This window comes from Marinicauda pacifica (assembly GCF_004793635.1).
In the GTDB taxonomy this organism is placed as follows: Bacteria; Pseudomonadota; Alphaproteobacteria; order Caulobacterales; family Maricaulaceae; genus Marinicauda; species Marinicauda pacifica.
Window position 1 is genome coordinate 433,911 of record NZ_SRXV01000001.1, and the last position, 21,121, is coordinate 455,031.

Consider the following 21,121-nt stretch of genomic DNA (forward strand, 5'->3'; position numbering starts at 1 on the left):
CTTTTGGTCGCGAGCGGTCGAATTCGCGTTTTCCCGGGCCGTCCATGCGCCATAATCGGGCATGCCAGGCTTTGAGGCGCGCGACCCATGACCAACATCCTGCTTATCAACGGTCACCCTGACCCCGACCCAGGTCATTTCTGTGCGGCGCTGTGCGAGGCGTACGCGTCCGGCGCGCGCGAGGCGGGCCATCAGGTCAGCCGGCTCGATGCCGGGGCAATCGAGCTTGAGTTCCTGAAGAACCAGGCCGAGTTCAGCTCCGCACCGTCCGGAGCCGTGGCCGAGGCGCAGGCGGCCGTCAGCGCGGCCGATCACCTCGTGCTGATCTATCCGCTCTGGCTCGGCACCATGCCGGCGAAGCTCAAAGCGTTTCTGGAGCAATTGGGCCGGCAGAATTTCTTCCTCGAAACCGTCAAGGACGGTGGGCGGTGGCCCGCCCAGAAGATGAAGGGCAAGTCGGCGCGCATCGTGGTGACGATGGGCATGCCCGGCCTGGCCTACCGGCTCGTCTTCGGCGGCCATTCGCTGAAGGCGCTGGAGAAGGGAATTCTGGGCATTTCCGGCTTCAAGCCGGTGCGAGACACCGTTTTCGGGATGGTGGAGGGGAGTGCGGAGCGCCGCGCGAGCATGCTTGAAAAGATGACCACGCTCGGGCGGAAGGGCGCCTAGACCAGGCCATAAATCTCTTCTGGCCACCCCCGATCGAGCCCGTTAACCTCGCCGTCAGGGTTAACGTCAGGGTCCGGGGGGGCACATGGACATCGTCAACAATATCATCGACTACCTGCAGGCTGGCTTTTACCAGGTCAATCATCTGCAGGGCCTGATCATTGCGCTCGTTGCCGCGCTTCTCTTGCCCAATGCGAAGAGCATTCCGGTCTTTGCGCTGGGCGCAACCGTGGTTCACATCCTGGTCGACGTGTTCGCCCCGGTCTTTGCCAATGGCGCGCAATTGCGCCTTCCGCCCATCGTGGAGGTGGTATTTTGGGAACGCGTGCTGATCCTCTTGCTGGGTTATCTGATCGTAATTTCGGTTCTGGGACTGATCAAGCATCTGATATTCAAGCGCTAGACAGGGTTTCACCCCGTCCGGCCACGGAATGTGACCCTTGAAAGAATAGGGTTAACGCCCGGAAAAACGTTGGCATTTCGTTAATAGTTTGGCAGTGTTCGCCCCATCGTCGGCCTCAGAGCCGTGTTGGAGGGGAACACTATGGAATTCGTCGATCAGATTTGGGTCTACATCGAACCGGTGTGGAACTGGCTCTACACGGGCCTTGAAATGTACGGACCGCTGGCCGCAGACGGTTCGGTCAACTGGGTTCATTTCGGCATCCAGGCCGGGGTGATTGCGCTCGTCATGGCGCTGGTGATGCAGGCCTACGGCGCCATCCTGATTTTCACGATTGTCGGAACGATCGTCCACGTGGTCGTCGACCGGGTTCTTCCGATGGTGCGCGAGGGCGAAAGCTTCGTGATGCCGGAAGTGACCAATACCGGCTTCTGGCAATATGTCGCCTTCCTGGCGATCTTCTACCTGGTCGCCATCACCATCCTGTCGATGATCAAGGCCTTGATCTTCCGCGGCGACTAGGCGCGTACAGACAATCAGTCCGAATTCAAGCCGCCGCTCCGTTCCGGGGCGGCGGTTTTCGTTTGCGCTCTGACCATCGTGGCTTGGCGCGAGCGCGCGCGTATCCTAAAGCTCACTTCCTGCCGAAGTCACCGGCCCGAAGAAGGAGTCCTGCAAGATGAGCGACGTGCACGAAGAGGTTCAGTTGAACGTAACCCGGGCAGGTACGGCGATCATTACGCTGAACCGGCCCGACAAGCACAATGCCTTCAATGCCGACATCATTGCGCGCCTGTCCGATATCTTCGAGACACTGCGCGCGAACGAGCAGGTGCGCATCGTCTTCCTGCGCGGCGCCGGCAAGACGTTTTCGGCAGGGGCGGATCTGGAATGGATGCAGGCCGCCGCCGACTGGACCCATAGCGACAATGTCGAAGACGCGCTGGGCCTGGCCAATATGCTGCGCCGCCTGCATGAGCTGCCGCAGGTGACCGTGGCGCTGGTGCAGGGGGCTGCGATGGGGGGCGGCGCCGGGCTGATGGCCGCCTGCGACGTGGCCGTCGCCGTCAAGGACGCCAAGATCCGGTTTTCCGAAGTGCGCCTCGGCCTGACGCCGGCAACCATCTCGCCCTTCGTCGTGCGCGCCATCGGCCCGCGCTGGGCCAAGGCCCTGTTTGCTACGGGTGAGAGCTTTGACGGCACGTTCGCGGAAAAGATCGGCCTCGCCCAGTATACCGTCGAGAGCGTGGATGAGCTCGACGACATGATGGAGCATCTCGCCCAGCTCGCCTTCGGCGCGGCCCCCGGTGCGGTGCATGCGGCCAAGGAGCTGGTCGACGCGGTTGCGGGCCAGGAGATCGACGACTCGCTGCTGCACGACGTGGCCCGGCGCATTGCCGACCGCCGCGCCAGCGAAGAGGGCCGCGAGGGCCTGTCCGCCTTCCTTGAAAAGCGCCAGCCGCGTTGGGCGCAGTAGACCCCGGACATCACGGCAGGCTGCGCGGCCTCGAAACCTGGCTGCACGCCCGGCGCGAAGCTCTTCGCGACCGGGTGGTGCGCGGGCCGGTCACGCTGGCGCTGTTCGAATTTCTCGCCTTCGGGATCAAGCAGGGCTGGGCATGCCTGTTCGGCGCGCTGATGCTGGGCGCACTCGTCGCGAGCTTCCTTTTCTATCCCGCCGACGCAGCCCTGGCGCGCTACGACGTCATCACGCTCGCGGCGATCGCCATCCAGGCCGTCATGATCGCGACCCGGCTGGAAAGCTGGGCGGAGGTGCGCGTCATTGCCGTCTTCCACGCGGTCGGCACGGCGATGGAGATCTTCAAGGTCGCGGTCGGGAGCTGGATCTATCCCGAGGCGGGGCAGGCCGTCCTCGTGATTGCCGGCGTACCGCTGTTTTCCGGCTTCATGTATGCGAGCGTGGGCAGCTATCTCGCGCGCGTCTGGCGGCTGTTCGATTTTCGCTTCGACCGTTTTCCGCCGCTGTGGGCGCAAGGCCTGCTGGCGCTTGCCATCTACATCAACTTCTTCACCCATCACTACACGCTGGACGTGCGGCTGGGCCTGTTTGCGGTCAGCGCGCTCCTGTACGGGCCGTCGATCATCTGGTTCCGGCCCGACCGCGCACACCGCTGCATGCCCTTGCTGCTCGGGCTGGTTCTGGTTGCACTTTTCATCTGGTTTGCCGAAAACCTCGGCACCTACGCCAGGGCCTGGACCTATCCGGGCCAGCATGAGGGGTGGACCCCGGTCTCGCTTGCCAAGCTGGGATCGTGGTACCTGCTCATGATCATCAGCTTCGTGCTCGTCGCGGCAGTTCAGCGCGCGGGCCCGCCGGACAGAGAAGAGACGCCATGATCGAGAAACTTCTCATCGCCAATCGCGGCGAAATCGCCTGCCGTATCATGCGGACCGCCCAGCGCATGGGCATCGCCACCGTTGCGGTCTATTCCGACGCGGATGCGCAGGCGCCCCATGTGCGCATGGCCGATGAGTCGGTGCATCTCGGGCCGCCCGCCGCGCGCGAGAGCTATCTTCTGGGCGACAAGATCATCGCGGCGGCCAGGCAGACCGGCGCCGACGCAATCCATCCCGGCTATGGCTTCCTGTCGGAAAACGCGGGCTTTGCGCGCGCCTGCCGCGAGGCCGGCGTGGTGTTTGTCGGCCCCAGCCCCGAAGCGATCGAGGCCATGGGCCTGAAGGACCGCGCAAAGGCGCTGATGGAGGAGGCCGGAGTGCCGGTCACGCCCGGTTATCATGGCGACAACCAGGACCCGGCCTTCCTGAAGGAGACGGCAGACGGAATCGGCTATCCGGTGCTGATCAAGGCGGTGGCCGGCGGTGGCGGCAAGGGCATGCGCAAGGTCGAGGACGGCGCGAACTTTCTGGATGCGCTGGAAAGTTGCAAGCGCGAGGCGGCGTCCAGCTTTGGCGAAGAGCGCGTGCTGCTGGAAAAATTCATCGCAAACCCGCGCCATATCGAGGTCCAGGTCTTCGGCGACAGCCGCGGGCGCGTGGTTCATTTCTTCGAACGCGATTGCTCGCTGCAGCGCCGCCACCAGAAAGTGCTGGAAGAAGCGCCTGCGCCGGGCATGACGCCGGGCGTGCGCGCTGCGATGTGCTCGGCCGCGGTGCGCGCAGCGCGCGCGGTCGACTATGTGGGCGCCGGGACGATCGAATTCATCGTGGACGGATCGGGCCCGCTGACCGAAGACGGCTTCTTCTTCATGGAAATGAATACGCGTCTCCAGGTGGAACACCCGGTGACCGAGGAGGTGACGGGCTACGACCTGGTCGAGCTTCAGCTGCGCGTGGCTGCGGGCGGTTCGGTTCCCGAGCAGGACGCGATCTCGCTGTCCGGTCATGCCGTGGAAGCGCGTCTGTATGCCGAGGACCCGGCGACCGGTTTCCTGCCATCGACCGGCCCGCTGCACCGGCTCGACCTGCCGCAGCCGGGCAGTGGGGTGCGGGTGGATTCCGGCGTGGAGGAAGGCGGCGAAGTCTCCATCCACTACGATCCGATGATCGCCAAGCTGATTGCCCATGGCGAGACGCGGGCCGAGGCGATCAACCGGCTGGTCGATGCGATCGACGAGGACGTCCGCGTGTATCCGGTGCGCACCAATGCCGGTTTCCTGCGCCGGGCGCTGGATTCAGACGGCTTCCGGTCAGGCGCCGTGACCACGCATTTCATCGAAGCCCATCTTGATGCCCTCGCGCCGGAGGGCGTGTCGACGCTGCACTATGCGATGGCCGCGCTCGCCTATCTGGACGGCGGCCCGATGACGCCGCCGGCCAACGATCCCTGGGCGTCGCGCGACGGATTCCGCGTCAACGCGCCGGCCTATCTGGCCGTGGCGTTCGATCGCGAGGGCGAGCGTATCGAGGTGCGCCTGACGCCGGATGGCGCGGGCTTCCTGGCCGAAGTCGGCGATGACAGCGTGCGTCTGGACATGCCGCGCATCAGCCTGCTGCGCGAGTTCGGCCATGTGGCGGCCCTGGTGGACTCCGAGGAGGTGGTCGCCGAAGCCGAAACGGTCGAGGACGGGTTGCTGGTCTCGCTGCGCGGGGAGAGCGTGCTGATGAAGCCCTTCAACGCCGAAGCGGCGGCCGAAGGCCTGGACGGGGAGGCGGCTGTGAAGGCGCCGATGCCCGGCAAGGTGCTGTCCATCAACGTGGAGGTCGGTCAGTCGGTGACGAAGGGCGAAACGCTCTGCGTGCTCGAAGCCATGAAGATGGAGCAATCGCTCGCCGCACCGCGCGACGGTGTGGTCGGCGAGATCCGCGTCTCGTCGGGCGACCAGGTCGGGGCCGGCGATGTGCTCGTGGCTCTGACCGAGGACGAGGAAGCCGCGGCCTGAACCAGATTCGTCTCCGGCACGATTTCTGCTCCGTCACACACCAGAGCCCCCTCGGGCGTCCCGGTTTGTGACGGAGTAATCTGATGACCACCCCTGTTCTCGTTGACTGGAATGACGAAAAGCGCAGCGAATTTCGCAATGGTGTCGTGACGTCGCGCCATCGCCTGCACCAGGCGCCCGAGTTTACCGATTTCGCTCTGGCCGAGCTGATCGAGCGCCATCCGCGAGAGCTGACCGATATCTGCACGATGGGCGACGACCCGACCGACCGCGATAGCTGGCGGGCGGGGGAGCGGGGCGGTCTGAACGGGCTGGAACTCATGGACGCGGTGCGCGCCGGACGGCTGTGGATCCAGCTGCGCGACGCGATGAATGTCGACAAGGCCTACAAGCCACTGTTCACGGCCCTGTTCGACCAGATCAAGCGCCTCAATCCAGGCTATGCGCCGCTGCGCGCCTACGGGAGCATCATCATCTCGTCGCCGACCGCGCAGGCCTTCTACCATTCCGACGTGTCGGAGACCGTCTTCCTGCACGTGCGAGGCGACAAGCGGTTCCGCGTCTATCCCCCGCATGCGCCCTGGGTGAGCGAGGAATCGCTGGAAGCCATCCTGCACAAGGACCAGACCGAGGACATTCCCTTCGATCCGGCCTGGGACGCGGATGCCGCCGTCTTCGACCTGGAACCGGGCGACTTTCTGTCCTGGCCGCTGCATGCGCCGCACCGGGTCGAGAATACCGGAGGGCTGAGCGTCTCGATCACATGTGAGGTGGTGACGCGCGAGTCGATGATGAAGAACGCGGTCCTGCACGCCAATGGCGTCCTGCGCCGCTTCGGCATCACGCCGAAATCGGCGGACGCGCAGGGTGTCGGCGCCTATGCCAAATTCGCCCTGTCCAAGAGCTGGAGGCTGGCCGTGCGCCTGTTCGGCGCCAAGCGGCCCAATCCCAAGAGCGAAACGACCTTCGACGTCGATCTGGCGGCCGAAACCGGCTTCCGCGACCGCGCGACGGTCTGACGGCCGGGCGGCCATCGGGCGCAGTCTGAACCGAATTTAATATTCGGCTGAGGGGCTGGCGGGCGTATCATCGCAGGCGAGTCACGAAAAGGATTTGCACCGATGCTCCTCGCCAGCGCGCTCTTTGCGCTTTCCGCCGCCTTACCCCAGCCGCTCGAGCAGGCGCTCACCATCCAGGTGGACGAGACCGAACTCTCCACCGGGCATTTCCGTGTGACCGAGGGCCCGGCGCGGATCGAATTCCGCGTGGTCTACGACGACCAGCGCCAGGCCGAGCTGACCCTGCTCGCGCCGGCCGAGACCGCCATGACCGAGGCCGAGGTGGAGCTGTGGGAAGCCTGGCAGGGCGACGACGAGGCGGACGGCGAGGAGGAGGATTCCTCCTTCGACGGGGCCTATAATGTCGAAAATCTACGGGCGTCGATCGGCGGCGAGGTGAGCGAGCTGGGGCGCGAGGACGGCTTGCTCGTCTACGCGTTCACGCCGCTATCGCTGTTCAGTGCAGAGGACGGAGACGGGTCGGAGCGTATTGTCCAGCACCTGACCGGCCGGGTGGCGGTCGACGAGGCGGCCGGTCATATCGCCTGGATCGAGTATTCCGCACCGGAGAGCTTCAAGCCGAACATGGCGGCGCGAATCGAAACGTTCATGATGCGCGTCTCTTTCGGGCGGGAGGCCAGCGCCGAAGCCCCGCGCATGGAGGAGCTGGCGTTTGAGATCGAGGGCTCGGCGGCCTTCCAGCCCTTCAGCCAGAACAGCCGGATCGAGCTGATCTCGGCAGAGTTTACCCCGGCCGACTGATCGCTGTTTTTGAAGCGGGCGCTGACTCGGCCTATTTGCGTCAGTCATGGCGCTTCATCTGATCAAACTGTCCGTGGGTACGGAGTCCATCGAGGACCTCGAGCGCTGGCGCGACCGGGTCTTCGGCAAGGGCCAGCCGACCAGCCATGTCACGCGGATGTTTCCAAAGCGCCGCGACGAAATTCTCGATGGCGGGTCGATCTACTGGGTCATCAAGCGGGTGGTTCAGGTACGCCAGCGCGTTCTGGACCTGGAAGAGATCACGGATTCGGCCGGAGTGAAGCGATGCCGGATCGTGCTGGAACCGGAGTTGATCCGGACCAATCCGGCGCCCAAGCGGCCCTTCCAGGGGTGGCGGTATCTCAAGCCCGAGGATGCGCCCGGCGATCTGTCGGTTGCCGCAGGCGGAGAAAACCTGCCCGAGGATCTGCGCCGCAAATTGCTGGAACTCGGCGCCTGGTGAGGTGCTAGACGGCCATGTTGTCGATCAGGCGGGTCTTGCCGACGCGGACCGCCGCCAGGACACGGGCCGGGCCTGAGACCCGTTCCGCAACGATCGGTTCGAGAGTGTCTGCGTCGCGCACCTCGATATAGTCGACGCTGTCGAAGACCGCTTCGGCGCGCTCGCGTGCAGCCATTTGCGCGGGTTCGAGCGGCTGACCGGACCGGATCTCGCGAGCCAGCTCTGCGAGGATCACGTTGAGCCGACCGGCCCGCTCGCGTTCGGCCGGGCTCAGATAGGCGTTGCGCGAGGAGAGTGCCAGGCCGTCTCTGTCGCGCGAGGTTTCCGCGCCGACAATGTCGACCGGCAGGTCGAGATCGCGTGCCAGGCGGCGAATGACGAGCAGTTGCTGGTAGTCCTTCTCCCCGAATACGGCGAGATCGGGCTGGACCTGATTGAGAAGCTTGGTGACCACCGTTGCGACGCCGCCGAAGAAATGCGGGCGCGACTGGCTCTCCAGCCCGAAGGCCGGTCCTTCGACGTGGACAGAGCTGGCAAATCCATTCGGGTACATTTCCATGACCGTGGGTGCGAAGAGCAAGTGGCAGCCCGCTCCGGCCAGCTTGGCCGCATCGGACTCCAGCGTTCGCGGATAGGTATCGAAGTCCTCGCCCTGCGCGAACTGGGCCGGGTTGACGAAAATGCTGGCCACGACACGGTCGGCGTCTTCAAGCGCCCGGGTCACAAGGGAAAGATGTCCTTCATGAAGCGCGCCCATGGTGGGCACGAAGCCGATCCTGTGACCATCCTTGCGCCAGCTCTGGACCTGGCGGCGCAGGGCGGCAACAGTATCCACGGCATCGATGGGCAGTGATTCCAGCATGAGGGCTCCATGAGGGCGCAAAACACGACACGGCAAACGCAAATCCGCGAGCACGCTATCCGGCGCCGGGGCGTGCGGGCAAGCGGGCTGGGCCTTCTGCTCCTCCTGCTTCCGCTGGCGGCGTGTGCGTCCATGCCGGAAACGCGCGAGCCGGTGTCCTACGCCCATCCCCAGGCGCAGCGCGTCGCCCGTCAGCTCGAAATGGCGGCGCGCAGCGGCGATCCGCGGCTGGAGCAGGCACAGGGCGAACTCGATGCTCTGGACGCGGCTCTGAACGCGCCGCTCCAGACCACCGCCAGCGAGCCGCAACCCGCCTATGAACCGGCGCCGGACCTCTCCGGTTTCTCGCCGGTCTTCCATGGTGTTCACGTCGCCTCCTACCGCAGCCGCGAGCTGGCCGAGACCGGCTGGCAGACCTATCGCGCGCGCTCCGAGTTTGAGGGGCGGTCCGGCGTGGTCAGCGAGGTCGATCTGGACTCAGGTCACTGGTTCCGCCTGAAGGCGGGCCCGTACGATAACCGGGCCGCGGCCATGGCCGCCTGCGCCGCGGTGCAACAGCGCGCGGAGTGGTGCCAGGTGACCGATTTTCGCGGTGAGGCCGTCGCAAATTAAGCTGCACGCCCCCCTTAAGCTTTCTTGCGAGCCGGACTATCTGTAGCGCCATGTCGTCGCCACATTTCGATCCTGCCCGCGATCGCGACTCCTCGGGCCGGTCTTCCGACCGGCCCGCGCACATTATTGTCATGGGCAATGAGAAGGGCGGGGCGGGCAAGTCCACCGTAGCCATTCATCTCGCCGTCGCGCTGATGCGCATGAACCGCCGCGTCGGCGTCATCGATCTGGATGTGCGCCAGTCCACGCTGGGCCGCTATCTCGACAATCGCCGCCGCTGGAGCGAGCGGCGCGGGCTGGACCTGCCCATACCCGAACAGGTCGTCGTGCAGGCCAGTACGGCGCGCTCGCTGGACGAGGCCGAGGCCGAAGAGGTCGAGGCCTGGAAGGCCGCGCTCAGAGACCTGAAGGCCCGCTGCGACTTCATCGTGGTCGATGCGCCAGGCGCCGACACACACTTCTCCAGGCTCGCGCATTCCAGCGCGGACACGATCATCACGCCGGTCAACGATTCCTTCGTCGATTTCGATCTGCTCGCCGATGTCGATCCGGACACGTTCGAGGTCGGCCGCCCCAGCGTGTACTCGGCGCTGGTGTGGGAATGCCGCAAGCAGAAAGCGGTCAAGGAGAAGAAGTCGATCGACTGGGTGGTCATGCGCAACCGGATCTCCATGCTGGATGCGCGCAACAAGCGCCGCGTGGGCAAGGGACTGAAAAAGCTGTCCGAACGGGTCGGCTTCCGGCTCGCGCCGGGCTTTGGCGAGCGGGTGATCTATCGCGAACTCTTCCCGCTCGGCCTGACCCTGCTGGACCTGACACAGGACGGATCGGCCAAGCAGTTCACCTTGAGCCACGTGGCCGCGCGTCAGGAATTGCGCGACCTTCTCATCGTACTCAAACTGCCCGGGCTTGAGGGCGAACGCATCCCGTTCTAGAGCCTCGGCCTCGATTTCAGAGCCGATGAAGATGCTCTGGTTTGTTGTTCCAGCCGCATGAGGACACGCCGGTGACCCTGATTTTCGGCCTTGTTGCGGTTCTCGGGCTCCTGCTTGGGCTTGGCTTTGTCTTTTCCCGCATGAAGACCGAGACGGCGGCCCAGAGCACGCGCATCACGCTGGGCGTGATCGGGGTGCTGGCCGGCCTGTTCCTGACGCTGCGCGGCGCCGGTGTACTCGGCGTTCCCATCGCGGGGGCGGCGATCGGAATGCTGGGAATCGCGATGAGAGGCGGGCGGTCCAAGGCGGGCGGGCAGGAGCGAACCGGCGGGCGTGCCCCCTCACAGCGCGGCATGGACGCGGGCGAGGCGCGCGAAATCCTGGGCGTTGGCAAGGATGCCGGAGAAGACGAAATCCGCAGCGCCCACCGCACGCTGATGAAGCGCGTGCATCCCGACGCCGGCGGGTCGGACGGGCTCGCCTCCCGCGTCACTCTGGCGCGCGACGTGTTGCTGGATGCGTTGAAAAAGTAACCGGCGTCCGGTTGCGGGGGTGTCCGCTGTCATTCAACCCCTTCACCCGGTCCCCTCCGGGTTTCCGGATCTCCGGACTGACCCGGGATCCCGAGAGCGTGGAATGCCGTCATCGCCCTCATCCTGAGCGGCTCAGGGCGTAGCCGTAAGCCTCGAAGGGCTGCAAGACAGGTTCGCGAACCCTATGCGTTCGGGCTCACCGCAAAACAGGGTTCGCCGCGATTGGCCAGAGTCTGGCAGACGCGGCGGGCACCGCTGGCGTCCACGCCGTTAAACCGGGCACGCCAGAGCGTGCGGCCATTGCGGTCGACTGCCTCGGCAAACGGGGTAAGGGCCGGCTCGGAGGCCAGGTGGGCGTCGCGCAGGCTCTCCAGCCGCGCCAGGGCCGCAGCCTGCGAGGTGTAGGCTCCCACCTGAACGGCCCAGCTCGCCGCGGTGTCGGCCTGCGGGGCAGGCGCGGCGGCCATCTGTGCGGCGGGCGTCGGCTCGGACAATGGGGCGGGCCGGCTGCGCGCTGGACGCATGTCGGCCGGGTCTGCCAGCACGACGGAGACGGGCGGTGCGCCTTCGGCGGAGCCCATCGCGGTGGGTTCGCGCAGATCGGCCAGCTCGGCGGTCAGGATCGCCTGTTCGCGTACCGGGTTGAGGCGCGGCGTTTGCAGTGCGGCCAGAAGCCGTCCTTCCGCGCGCGCATCGATCGCCGTGTAGGCCGCTTCCAGAAGATCCTCGGCATGAGAGTCGCGCACGGCAGCGGTGCGCCCGCCCATCACCACCGTGACCAGGCGGTGGCCGTTGCGCTGCGAGGTGGTGACCACGTTGAATCCCGAGGCGCGGATATAGCCGGTTTTCAGCCCGTCCACGCCGTCCACGCGGCCGACCAGCGAATTGTGGTTGCGCCAGGTGCGCGACCCGTAGGTGAAGCGCTCCTCGGAGAAATAGTGCCAGTACTGGGGAAAGTCGCGGCTCAGCGCATGGGCCAGACGGGCCATGTCGCGCGCGGTCGTGATCTGCTCGTTATCGGGCAGGCCGGAGGCGTTGCGGAACAGCGTCGCCTGGAGACCCAGCTCCGCCGCGCGGCGCGTCATGTCCGCCGCGAACGCACTCTCCGTGCCCGACAGGTGCTCGCCGACGACGACCGCCACGTCGTTCGCGCTGCGGATGACCAGGGCGCGAATGGCGGTTTCCACGCTCAGCGTGTCGCCGGTCTCCAGACCGAGATCGGAGGCCGGGCGCGACGCCGCCTCGGCCGAGGCGGTGAGGGTCGTGTCCATGCTGACCTGGCCGTCTTCGAGCGCCTCGAAGAGCATGTACAAGGTCATCATCTTTGTCAGAGAGGCGGGGTGGCGCGGTTCGTCGGCCTGGCGCGCGTGCAGGACTTCGCCGCTGTCCATGTCCGCGACGAAGGCGGCGCTGCGGCTCTGCGCATGGGAGGGCGCGGCTCCAGCCAAGAGCAGGAACGCCAGAACGAGAAGGAAGGGCGCGCGGATCATGGCGCGACTGTGCCGCCGCGAGCGTTGAAAACGCGTTAACCCGAATCGCTCTCGCGGGGCTCGGTGGCAGTCACATGCGGTTCTCTTTTCTGAAAACGATATGTTGCATCGCACAAAAAGTGCTTGACCCGACCGGCTCCCGGAGTCAGATTTGCTGCAGATGCGAAGGCGATGTTTCCCGCTGCTTCAGCGCGAACACCCGCTCTTCGGACCGGAACTGGAGGCGCCGATATGGCGACGGCGAAGAAAACCGAGACCGGCGAGGGGGCTGCGAAAGCGGCAACCGACCCGTTTCTGGCCGCCTTCACCCAGTGCGCCGATCTTCACAAGGATACGGTGAGCGCCCTTCTTCAGTCGGCAAAAGCCACGTCGAAATCGCTCGACACCTTCAACACCCGCTCGGCGGCATTTGCCCGGCAATCGGCCGAGAGCGCGTTGACGGCGGCCCGGAGCATGGCCTCCGCGCAGTCAATTCAGGAACTCATCGCGGTCCAGGCCGATTATACCAAGACAGCGCTCGACGCCTGTGCTGGCGAGCTGTCACGTACCGGCGGCCTGATGAGCGACATGTTCAAAGACGGATTTCAGCCCTTGAGCACGCGCATGTCGGGCGCGGCGAGCAGGGCCGGGTCGGCAACCGGCTAGGCGCGAAACGGCGCCAGCCTTGCAGACCTAAACGTTTCCTCCCAGACTGGCCCGGCCCCTAGTGCCGGGCCTTCTTTTTGTCTGGCGGGGATAGCGCGCCCTGACTGTGGTTTTTACGTGCCGGGCTGCGACGAACCGGATGCAAGGGCTTCCCAGAACCGGGTGCGCCACTATTTAATTACCATTGTCAGGGTGAAAATGTGAGCCTGTAGCATTGCGGATCACGACTTACGGACCAGATGCTGCTCACGATGAAGGATGTGTAGACCGCCATGACTGAACGGCGCAGCTCAGACCAACCCGGACGGGGAACCGGTCTGGCCCTCAAGCCGAAAGCCAAGACCCAGCGCCCGTCCATGTACAAGGTGCTGCTGCTCAATGACGACTACACGCCGATGGAATTTGTCGTCGAGGTTCTGATGGGGATTTTTCACAAGTCCCCAGAAGACGCGACTCGGGTCATGCTACATGTGCACCAGCATGGCGTGGGAATATGTGGTGTCTTCACATACGAGGTGGCCGAGACCAAGGTCGCCCAGGTGATGGACGCAGCCCGGCAGAACCAGCACCCGTTGCAGTGCACGATGGAAAAGGATTAGCGACGTGCCATCATTCTCGCCCGCTCTCGAACAGAGCCTGCATCGCGCGCTCGCAGCCGCCAACGAGCGCAAGCACGAATATGCCACGCTGGAGCACTTGCTGCTCTCGCTTTGCGACGACGAGGACGCCGGTGCGGTCATGCGCGCCTGCGACGTCGACGTCGATGAATTGCGCTCCACGCTCAACGAATACGTCGATGACGAGCTGGCCAGCCTGATCCTGAAAGAGGTCGAGGACGCCAAGCCGACCGCCGGTTTCCAGCGGGTCATCCAGCGTGCCGTCATCCACGTCCAGAATTCGGGACGCGAGGAGGTGACCGGCGCCAATGTGCTCGTCGCCCTCTTCGCCGAGCGCGAAAGCCACGCGGCCTATTTCCTCGCCGAGCGGGACATGACCCGCTACGACGCGGTCAACTTCATCTCCCACGGCATCGCGAAGAAGCCGGGCGCCAGCGAAACGCGCGCGGCGACCGGGGCCGAGGACCTGGAAGACGAGGCCAAGGGCGAGGACAAGGACGATGCGCTGGCCGCGTATTGCGTCGACCTGAACGCGAAGGCGCGCAAGGACGGTATCGATCCGCTGATCGGACGGGAGTCCGAGGTGGAGCGCTGCGTCCAGGTCCTGTGCCGCCGGCGCAAGAACAACCCGCTGCTGGTCGGCGATCCGGGCGTGGGCAAGACGGCGATCGCCGAAGGCCTGGCCCGCAAGATCGTCGAGAAGGAAGTGCCCGACGTTCTGTCAGAGGCGGTGATCTACTCCCTCGACATGGGCACTCTGCTGGCCGGAACCCGCTATCGCGGCGATTTCGAGGAACGCGTGAAACAGGTGGTCAAGGCGCTCGAAGCCAAGCCGCACGCCATTCTGTTCATCGACGAGATCCACACCGTGATCGGTGCAGGCGCGACCTCGGGCGGGGCGATGGATGCCTCCAACCTGCTGAAGCCCGCGCTGCAGTCGGGCGGGCTGCGCTGCATGGGCTCCACGACCTACAAGGAGTACCGACAGCACTTCGAGAAGGATCGCGCGCTGGCGCGCCGTTTCCAGAAGATCGATGTGGTCGAGCCCTCTGTGCCCGATACGATCAAGATCCTGCAGGGGCTGAAGCCCTATTTCGAGGATTTCCACGATATCCGCTTTACCAACGATGCGTTGAAGGCGGCCGTAGAGCTGTCGGACCGCTACATGGGCGACCGCAAACTGCCCGACAAGGCGATCGACGTGATCGACGAGGCCGGGGCATCGACCCGCCTGGTCGCTGCGTCCAAGCGCAAGAAGACGATCGGCGTGAAGGATGTGGAGACGGTCATCGCGAAGATGGCCCGCATACCGCCGAAATCGGTTTCCAAGTCGGACGAGGCGGCGCTGAAGAGCCTGGATACCGACCTGAAACGGGTCGTGTACGGCCAGGACGAGGCAATCGGCAAGCTGGCCAGCGCGATCAAGCTGGCTCGGGCCGGTCTGCGCGAGCCGCACAAGCCGATCGGCTGCTACCTCTTCTCCGGCCCGACCGGGGTCGGCAAGACCGAGGTTGCCCGTCAGCTCTCCTCCATCCTGGGTGTGGAGCTGCTGCGCTTCGACATGTCCGAGTATATGGAGCGTCACACGGTCAGCCGTCTGATCGGCGCACCGCCGGGCTATGTCGGCTACGATCAGGGCGGCCTGCTGACCGACGCGATCGACCAGCACCCCCATTCGGTCCTGCTGCTCGACGAGATCGAGAAGGCCCACCCGGACATCTTCAACATCCTGTTGCAGATCATGGATAACGGCCAGATCACGGACACGAACGGCAAGAAGATCGACTGCCGCAACGTGGTTCTGATCATGACCACCAATGCGGGCGCCTCCGACGCTGCCAAGGAAGCCATCGGCTTCGGGCGCGGCAAGCGTGAAGGCGAGGATCTGGCGGCGATCGAGAAACTGTTCACGCCCGAATTCCGCAACCGTCTCGATGCGATCATCCCGTTCGCGGGGCTGTCGCAGTCGATTGTCGGCCGGGTCGTGGAGAAGTTCGTGCTGGAGCTCGAAGCCCAGCTCACCGATCGCGGTGTCAGCTTCGAACTGACCGAAGCCGCGACGACGTGGCTGTCTGAAAAGGGCTATGACGAGAAGTTCGGCGCGCGTCCGCTGAGCCGCGTCATCCAGGAGCACATCAAGAAGCCGCTGGCCGACGAGATCTTGTTCGGTCAGCTGAAAAAGGGCGGCGTGGTCAAGGTCGATGTCGATGCGGCCGATCCCGAACGCCTCGACTTCGAGATCATCCCGGCCGACCGGCTGAAAAAGCCCAAGGGCCCGAAGAAGAAAAAGACCGAAGAGACGGTGCGCTAGGGCGCGTCCGAGGTCTTAGGGCAAGAAAGAGCCCCGCCGGCGAATGCCGGCGGGGCTTTTTGCTGGCGTGAGCGGAGAGCTACTGGCCCTCGCCCCGGGCAGATCCCCTGAAGTCATTGCCGAAGAAGATGGCGTTCAGGACCATTTTCGACGAGCCGAGCATGTAGGCGCGGAAATACGGATCGTCGGCAAACAGGATGACCGATCCCTCGCCGCGCCGTGTGGCGTGAACGGCGCCCAGCCCGGCGAGCGCATCGCGGTTGCGCTGTGAGGCATAGCCGGACAGGATCGGGTCGCCGGACGCATAGCGCAGCGGCGTCGCGAACGGGTCCTCGCCGGTAGCAAAGGCGGTCGTGCCGATCTTGTGCACGGGCAGGGTGGCATCGCGATAGCCGTAGCCCAGCGGGTGGGTGGTATCGATCACGCCTTCGAACAGCGCACCGGAAATGGTGTGCTCCACGTCCCAGTCGTCGATCGTGGCGTATGCCTGCGGTCCGCTCGGGGCTTCATCCTCGGGCCGACTGGCAGTATCGACCGTCTTTACCGCCGCGATTTCCTGCTCGGCGGCAAACCGGGCGCCGCCACGCGTGGCGACCAGCACCCCGCCATCCTCGACCCATCCGGAGAGCGTCTCGGCGAAAGACTCTCCAAGCGGATCATACCGCCCGTCAGGCAGCAGGATGTGAGTGTAGCCGGACAGGTCAGAGTCGGAGAGGTTTTCCGCGTCGATCATCACCACCGGCATATGCATGTGATGATCGAGCAGATGCCAGAGCTCTCCCGCATCGCCGCTATTGACGCTCTCGCCAGTGACGAGCAGCACGTTCGGGCGCTCGACATTGGATAGCGAGAAGCCGCCGAGGTCCGACCCGCTGGCCGTCGCCGAGGAGCTGGCGGCATGGATCACGGCGCCGTCCTCGCGCGCGCCCTGGCTGACCAGCTCGTGGATCGCATCTGCCTCGAGCACCTGGCCCGCAACCGGGACCAGGATGGAGCCGCGTGCCATGCTCACATTGCCCGCTTCAGTTTGAAGCTCGATCTCGTCGGGAATGACGCGCAGGTGCAGGCCGGCATCGAGCAGGCGATAGACGGCGCGCGGTGCGTAGAACTCCGACCAGTCGATGACGTAGGCGATGCTGGAGTTGGCGGGCGGTTCGTTCGCGGTGATACGTGCCGTCACCTGATCCCCGATCGCGTCCTGCCCGAAGGCGCCCGGGCGCAGCGCGGCGTAGTCAAGGTCGTAAGCCAGCGGCTGGGTCCAGCCGGACACGTCGTAGAAGGCAGTCTTGTCCTCGATCACACGAGTCTCGAACAGGCCTTCGATGACGCGGTAATTCGCCTGTGCCAAGGGCACGACATAGGACTGGCCGGGTTGATAGCGCACGCCGGAGGCGGTCACGGCCCGGTCCAGTTCGAAGACATCGATCCGGTGGTGGGCCAGCAGGTCGAGGAAGGCGGCGAGGCGCCCCTCGTCGTGCGAGGTGAAGACGTAGGCGCTGGTCGCATTCTCACCGGCCAGACGCAGGCTTTCGCGGAAAAAGGCCTGCTGGTGGTTGAGCAAATCCTGGCGCCGTGCGTGGCTGGCCCGGATGAGCGCGATGGCGGTGCGTGCCTGCTGACCGATCTTGTCGTCATAGCGCAGCGTGCCGCGTTCGGTGTCCTGGATGATGCCGCGGACCGAGCTCTGTTCGAACAGGTAGGGCACGCCGCCGAGCAGGCCCGGGTAGCTGGAGCCATAGCCCAGGTAGAAGTCGTCGAACCGTTCCTCGGCGACATAGAGCGCCCCTTCGGCGCTGAATTGCTCGTCGAGCAACTCGTTCATCTCGAGATTGAGCTCCAGTCCGGCCTGGCTGAGAAGCGGGTGAAGGCCGTCCACCGGTCCCGGCGAGATGAAGAAGGTGGAGTTGCTGCCCATCTCGTGCAGGTCCGCGGCGACGTTCGGCATCCAGTGATGGGTTGCGTCCACGAGTGCGGCAGCTTCGGGCTGGGTCACGGGCAGCCATTGGCGGTTCAAGTCGAACCAGTAATGATTGGTCCGCCCCCACGGCCAGGAGCCGGTGTGCTCGCGATGCTGGGGGTCGGCAACCGGAGCCTCGGCATTATGGATGTTCACGTCGTGGGCAAAGCGGCTCGCCCCGTCCGGATTGATCAGGATGATCTGGTTGATCACCGTGGTTTCGAGCAGAGCCTCGATTTCCTCGCCCTGTGCTGCGGCGAGGAAGTAGAGCAGGGGCGCGCTGGAATCGTAGCCGGACGCCTCGGTTCCGTGCACGCCGTGGGTCATCTGGACGATGACCGGGGTCTCCTCGGTGACTTCAGCCGTGCGGCCGGGGTCAGAGAACGCCATATGAGCCTCGCGAATCTCCTCCAGCCGGGTCTGATTGGCCGGGGAGGTGGAGGTCACGCGAAGGATGGGACGTCCGAAGTGGGACCGCCCGATCACCTCGATGCTGACCCGGTCGGAGGCGGCCGCCACGGCGCGGGCATAGCTATGGAGCATTTCCGGCGTGGAGATAATTTGCCCGGACGCGAAGCCCGTCACATCCTCCGGCTTGGGGATGGCGCTGTCATAGGTGACGTCCTGCGCGAGCAGGTCTTCAACAGGGCGCGGCGTGTAGGATTGGGCTTGCGCACCCACACTGATACACACGGCCGCGGCGGCGGCCAGCAAACGATTGAGCACTGTCTCTCCCCTGGATCTGATGTCCCGTAGTCCTTGCCCGAAGCGTAAAACGCACCGGGCCGGGGTCAAGCGTATGCGAACACTCAGCGCAAAGGGGTGATCGAAGCCGACCGGCGCGCTAGATGACGAGCGACGCAACCGACCAGGACCCTGCCATGCTTCTTGCCGCGCTCGCCCTCGCGATCACCCAGGCTTCGCCGGGCGACGATGTCATCGTTGTTTCCGGTGCCCGCACCGGCGAGGTGGCCGAAACGCTCGCCACTCCCGTCACGGTCTTCGACCGGGCGGAGCTGCGCCGGATCGGTGCCCAGCATATTTCCGAAATCCTCAACCGCTCGCCGGGCGTTTTCATCAACCGGGGCAATGGCGTCGAGCATCTGACGGCGATCCGTTCTCCGGTCTTTACCGGTGGAGCTGGCGCGGGTTCATTCCTCTATCTCGAAGACGGTATCCCGCTGCGTGCGGCCGGATTTGCGAATATCAACGGGCTGTTCGAGGCGGTTGATGACCTGGCCGGTCAGATCGAGGTCATTCGCGGACCCGGTGGGGCTGTCTACGGGTCGAATGCGCTGCATGGCCTGGTCAATGTGATCACGCCGGAGCCGGACGAGGCCGGGCGGCTCGCCGAGCTGGAAGCGGGCAGCTTCGGGAGGGTGCGCGCGCGGGCCTATGCGGGAGGCGAGACGGGTTTCGGGTCGGGCTTCATCGGTCTGGGGGTGCGTCACGAGAACGGGTGGCGTGACGACGCGCAGCTCGATCGCTCCACGCTCCAGACGAGTCTGGATGGCGCGGCCGGCGCGCTCGACTGGTCGCTGCGCGCCAGCCTGGTCGATCTCGATCAGGAGACGGCGACCTATGTGAGCGGCTTCAAGGCGTATGAGGACGAGGCACTGTCGCAACAGAACGCCGATCCGGAAGCCTTCCGCAATGCGCGCGCGGCCCGGGTTTCGTTGCATCTCGACCAGAACCTTTCACAGAACTGGCGCGCCACGGGGGCCGTCTACGGGCGTTCGAACGAGATGGATTTCCGACTCCATTTCCTGCCGAGCGAGGCGCTGGAGACCACCGGGCACGACTCGCTGGGTTTGCAGTCCGCGCTGGTGCGCGAGACCGAGACAAGCCGGTTCATGCTGGGCATGGATGGCGAATGGACAAACGGCTTTCTGATCGAGAATCAGACCCAGCCGGGCTTCGGGAGCTTTCCCCAGGGCCTGCACTACGACTATGCGGTTGAGGCCGGTGTGGCGGCCGTGTTCGCGCAGGGCCGCTTTCAGCTGAGCGAGCGGCTGTCGCTGGAAGGTGGCGCCCGCCTGGAGCAAACACGTTACGACTATGACAATCGCACTGCCAACGGCGTGACCGGGCGGTATCTGCGCCCGGCCGACCGCAGCGACAGCTTCACCACTTTTGCGCCGCATGCCGGAGTGGTCTTCGACGCGACCGACCGGCTTCAGCTGTTTGCGCGTGCGGCCCGCGGCGTGCGCGCGCCGCAGACCGCAGAGCTGTACCGACTCGATTCCGGTCAGCAGGTCGGCGGATTCGATCCTGAAGAGCTGGACAGCCTGGAGGCGGGCCTGCGCATGCAGAGCTGGGCCTCGGGCCGGATCGAGCTGGTCGGGTTCACCATGGACAAGACCAATGTCTTCTTCCGCGATGCCAATGGCTTCAACGTGTCGGACGCGGAAACCACGCATGACGGCGTGGAGGCAAGCCTGGTCCAGCCGCTGGGTGACCGGCTGACGGTTTCAGCCTCGGTAACCTGGGCCGTTCACGAATATGCGTTTGCCGATGCCACCGAGGGCATTGCGCCAGGCAACCGGGTCGATACCGCGCCGGAATGGCTGTGGAATGTGCGCGCGGTCTGGGAGCCGACATTCGACAGCCAGATAGAGGCGGAGTGGATCCATGTCGACGAGTATTTCGCCGATGCGGCCAATACGGCGCGCTATGAAGGCCACGATCTCTTGAACCTGCGCGCTCGCTACACGTTGCGGCCGGGGTTGGACGTGTTTTCGTCGATCCGAAATGTCCTCGATGACCGTTATGCGGAACGGGCCGACTACGCCTTCGGCAATTACCGCTACTTCCCGGGCGAGCCCCGCAGTGTTTCGGTTGGAGTTCGCCTTTCAAGGTGAATCGAGGCGGGTCCAGGCGGGCAGGCGTCGCTGAGGTATACGAGGAGCGACCTTCTACATCGCTTTTCGCAACCAGGTCGGCAGGAGGCCCGTGTTTGCAAGGCCGTTGCGTGGACGCAGGAAGTCCTGCGCCGGCTCAATGCCGCGGAACAGCGCAACCCGCGCTCCGTTCTCTTGCAGCGCCATCACATAGGATTGCAGGAAAGCAGCACCGGTTTCGTCGATCGGATGGACGATGGCTGTCTTCACCGGGCGAGAAAAGGCTGCCCGCGCGAGCTTGGCCAGGCTTCGCGCTTCGAGCGGCTTCATGGCAAGCCGGGCCCCGCTCAGGTCGAGCAGCAACCGGTCGATTCCGGGATGGGCCGCCAGCATATCGTCGCAACGGGCAAACGCGTAGTCGCAATCCTGCCAGTCCAGAATACCGGTCTGGGTGGCGATCATGCATGTACCTTGCACGACAATCTCGAAGGCCATTACCTGCACCTCATATACTGAATGTATTCAGTAATGAGATATTCTGAACGAAGTGTGAGTATGGAATATCCGGTTACACATCCGCGCTAGTCAGCTTTGATGGCAATG

20 protein-coding genes are annotated in these 21,121 nt (G+C 64.9%); 16 read left to right on the forward strand and 4 right to left on the reverse strand.

Features of this window, described 5'->3' with window-relative positions:
* Positions 1-87: 87 nt before the first annotated feature.
* From E5162_RS02220 to E5162_RS02260, 9 genes are all read left to right on the forward strand, one after another.
* The gene (locus tag E5162_RS02220; RefSeq protein ID WP_135943314.1) at positions 88-669 is read left to right on the forward strand and encodes an NAD(P)H-dependent oxidoreductase; all 582 of its coding nucleotides are present in this window, start codon (positions 88-90) and stop codon (positions 667-669) included.
* An 85-nt stretch (positions 670-754) separates the two neighbouring features.
* Entirely contained in the window at positions 755-1,072 is a 318-nt protein-coding gene (locus E5162_RS02225) for a hypothetical protein (RefSeq protein WP_135943315.1), read from the forward strand.
* A gap of 141 nt (positions 1,073-1,213) precedes the next feature.
* Complete coding sequence (locus E5162_RS02230) at positions 1,214-1,594, forward strand: hypothetical protein (protein ID WP_135943316.1); 381 nt, start codon at positions 1,214-1,216, stop codon at positions 1,592-1,594.
* Positions 1,595-1,751: 157 nt separating this feature from the next.
* A complete protein-coding gene (locus E5162_RS02235; protein WP_135943317.1) occupies positions 1,752-2,549 on the forward strand; it encodes an enoyl-CoA hydratase-related protein in 798 nt (265 codons plus the stop codon).
* 77 nt (positions 2,550-2,626) lie between these two features.
* Positions 2,627-3,430, forward strand: a complete 804-nt coding sequence (locus E5162_RS02240; protein ID WP_135944118.1) for a DUF817 domain-containing protein — start codon at positions 2,627-2,629, stop codon at positions 3,428-3,430.
* Entirely contained in the window at positions 3,427-5,433 is a 2,007-nt protein-coding gene (locus E5162_RS02245) for an acetyl/propionyl/methylcrotonyl-CoA carboxylase subunit alpha (RefSeq protein WP_135943318.1), read from the forward strand. The genes E5162_RS02240 and E5162_RS02245 overlap by 4 nt, the downstream gene beginning before the upstream one ends.
* Before the next feature lie 83 nt (positions 5,434-5,516).
* Positions 5,517-6,452 (forward strand): cupin-like domain-containing protein, encoded by a 936-nt coding sequence (locus E5162_RS02250; RefSeq protein WP_174234979.1) that lies wholly within the window; start codon positions 5,517-5,519, stop codon positions 6,450-6,452.
* Between the two features lie 102 nt (positions 6,453-6,554).
* On the forward strand, positions 6,555-7,253 hold the full coding sequence (locus E5162_RS02255; protein WP_135943319.1) for a hypothetical protein: 699 nt from the start codon (positions 6,555-6,557) through the stop codon (positions 7,251-7,253).
* A gap of 46 nt (positions 7,254-7,299) precedes the next feature.
* A complete protein-coding gene (locus tag E5162_RS02260; RefSeq protein WP_135943320.1) occupies positions 7,300-7,716 on the forward strand; it encodes a DUF1489 family protein in 417 nt (138 codons plus the stop codon).
* Positions 7,717-7,720: 4 nt separating this feature from the next.
* Here E5162_RS02260 and panC read toward each other — a convergent pair whose 3' ends face one another.
* Entirely contained in the window at positions 7,721-8,578 is an 858-nt protein-coding gene (gene panC / locus E5162_RS02265) for a pantoate--beta-alanine ligase (protein WP_135943321.1), read from the reverse strand.
* A gap of 9 nt (positions 8,579-8,587) precedes the next feature.
* On the opposite strand from panC, the gene E5162_RS02270 reads away from it, so the two are divergent.
* The 3 genes from E5162_RS02270 to E5162_RS02280 all read left to right on the forward strand — a co-directional run bounded on the left by E5162_RS02270 (position 8,588) and on the right by E5162_RS02280 (position 10,658).
* Positions 8,588-9,190 (forward strand): SPOR domain-containing protein, encoded by a 603-nt coding sequence (locus E5162_RS02270; protein ID WP_135943322.1) that lies wholly within the window; start codon positions 8,588-8,590, stop codon positions 9,188-9,190.
* A 50-nt stretch (positions 9,191-9,240) separates the two neighbouring features.
* Positions 9,241-10,125 carry a division plane positioning ATPase MipZ gene (locus E5162_RS02275; protein ID WP_135943323.1) on the forward strand — a complete coding sequence of 295 codons (885 nt, stop codon included), beginning with the start codon at positions 9,241-9,243 and terminating at the stop codon, positions 10,123-10,125.
* Positions 10,126-10,196: 71 nt separating this feature from the next.
* Complete coding sequence (locus E5162_RS02280; RefSeq protein WP_206751023.1) at positions 10,197-10,658, forward strand: J domain-containing protein; 462 nt, start codon at positions 10,197-10,199, stop codon at positions 10,656-10,658.
* A gap of 182 nt (positions 10,659-10,840) precedes the next feature.
* Here E5162_RS02280 and E5162_RS02285 read toward each other — a convergent pair whose 3' ends face one another.
* The gene (locus E5162_RS02285) at positions 10,841-12,148 is read right to left on the reverse strand and encodes a D-alanyl-D-alanine carboxypeptidase (protein ID WP_135943324.1); all 1,308 of its coding nucleotides are present in this window, start codon (positions 12,146-12,148) and stop codon (positions 10,841-10,843) included.
* A gap of 231 nt (positions 12,149-12,379) precedes the next feature.
* Between E5162_RS02285 and E5162_RS02290 the strand changes: the two genes are divergently transcribed.
* From E5162_RS02290 to clpA, 3 genes are all read left to right on the forward strand, one after another.
* A complete protein-coding gene (locus E5162_RS02290; RefSeq protein ID WP_158291172.1) occupies positions 12,380-12,793 on the forward strand; it encodes a phasin family protein in 414 nt (137 codons plus the stop codon).
* 272 nt (positions 12,794-13,065) lie between these two features.
* On the forward strand, positions 13,066-13,392 hold the full coding sequence (gene clpS, locus E5162_RS02295; protein ID WP_135943326.1) for an ATP-dependent Clp protease adapter ClpS: 327 nt from the start codon (positions 13,066-13,068) through the stop codon (positions 13,390-13,392).
* A 4-nt stretch (positions 13,393-13,396) separates the two neighbouring features.
* Positions 13,397-15,721 (forward strand): ATP-dependent Clp protease ATP-binding subunit ClpA, encoded by a 2,325-nt coding sequence (gene clpA / locus E5162_RS02300; protein ID WP_135943327.1) that lies wholly within the window; start codon positions 13,397-13,399, stop codon positions 15,719-15,721.
* 79 nt (positions 15,722-15,800) lie between these two features.
* On the opposite strand, the gene E5162_RS02305 is transcribed toward clpA, so the two are convergent.
* Positions 15,801-18,404, reverse strand: coding sequence for a M14 family metallopeptidase (locus tag E5162_RS02305; protein ID WP_135943328.1), 2,604 nt, complete (start codon positions 18,402-18,404; stop codon positions 15,801-15,803).
* A gap of 122 nt (positions 18,405-18,526) precedes the next feature.
* Here E5162_RS02305 and E5162_RS02310 point away from each other — a divergent pair, with 122 nt between their 5' ends.
* Positions 18,527-20,539: a TonB-dependent receptor gene (locus E5162_RS02310; protein WP_135943329.1), complete on the forward strand. Its 2,013-nt coding sequence runs from the start codon at positions 18,527-18,529 to the stop codon at positions 20,537-20,539.
* 54 nt (positions 20,540-20,593) lie between these two features.
* Here E5162_RS02310 and E5162_RS02315 read toward each other — a convergent pair whose 3' ends face one another.
* A complete protein-coding gene (locus E5162_RS02315) occupies positions 20,594-21,013 on the reverse strand; it encodes a hypothetical protein (RefSeq protein ID WP_135943330.1) in 420 nt (139 codons plus the stop codon).
* Positions 21,014-21,121: the final 108 nt, after the last annotated feature.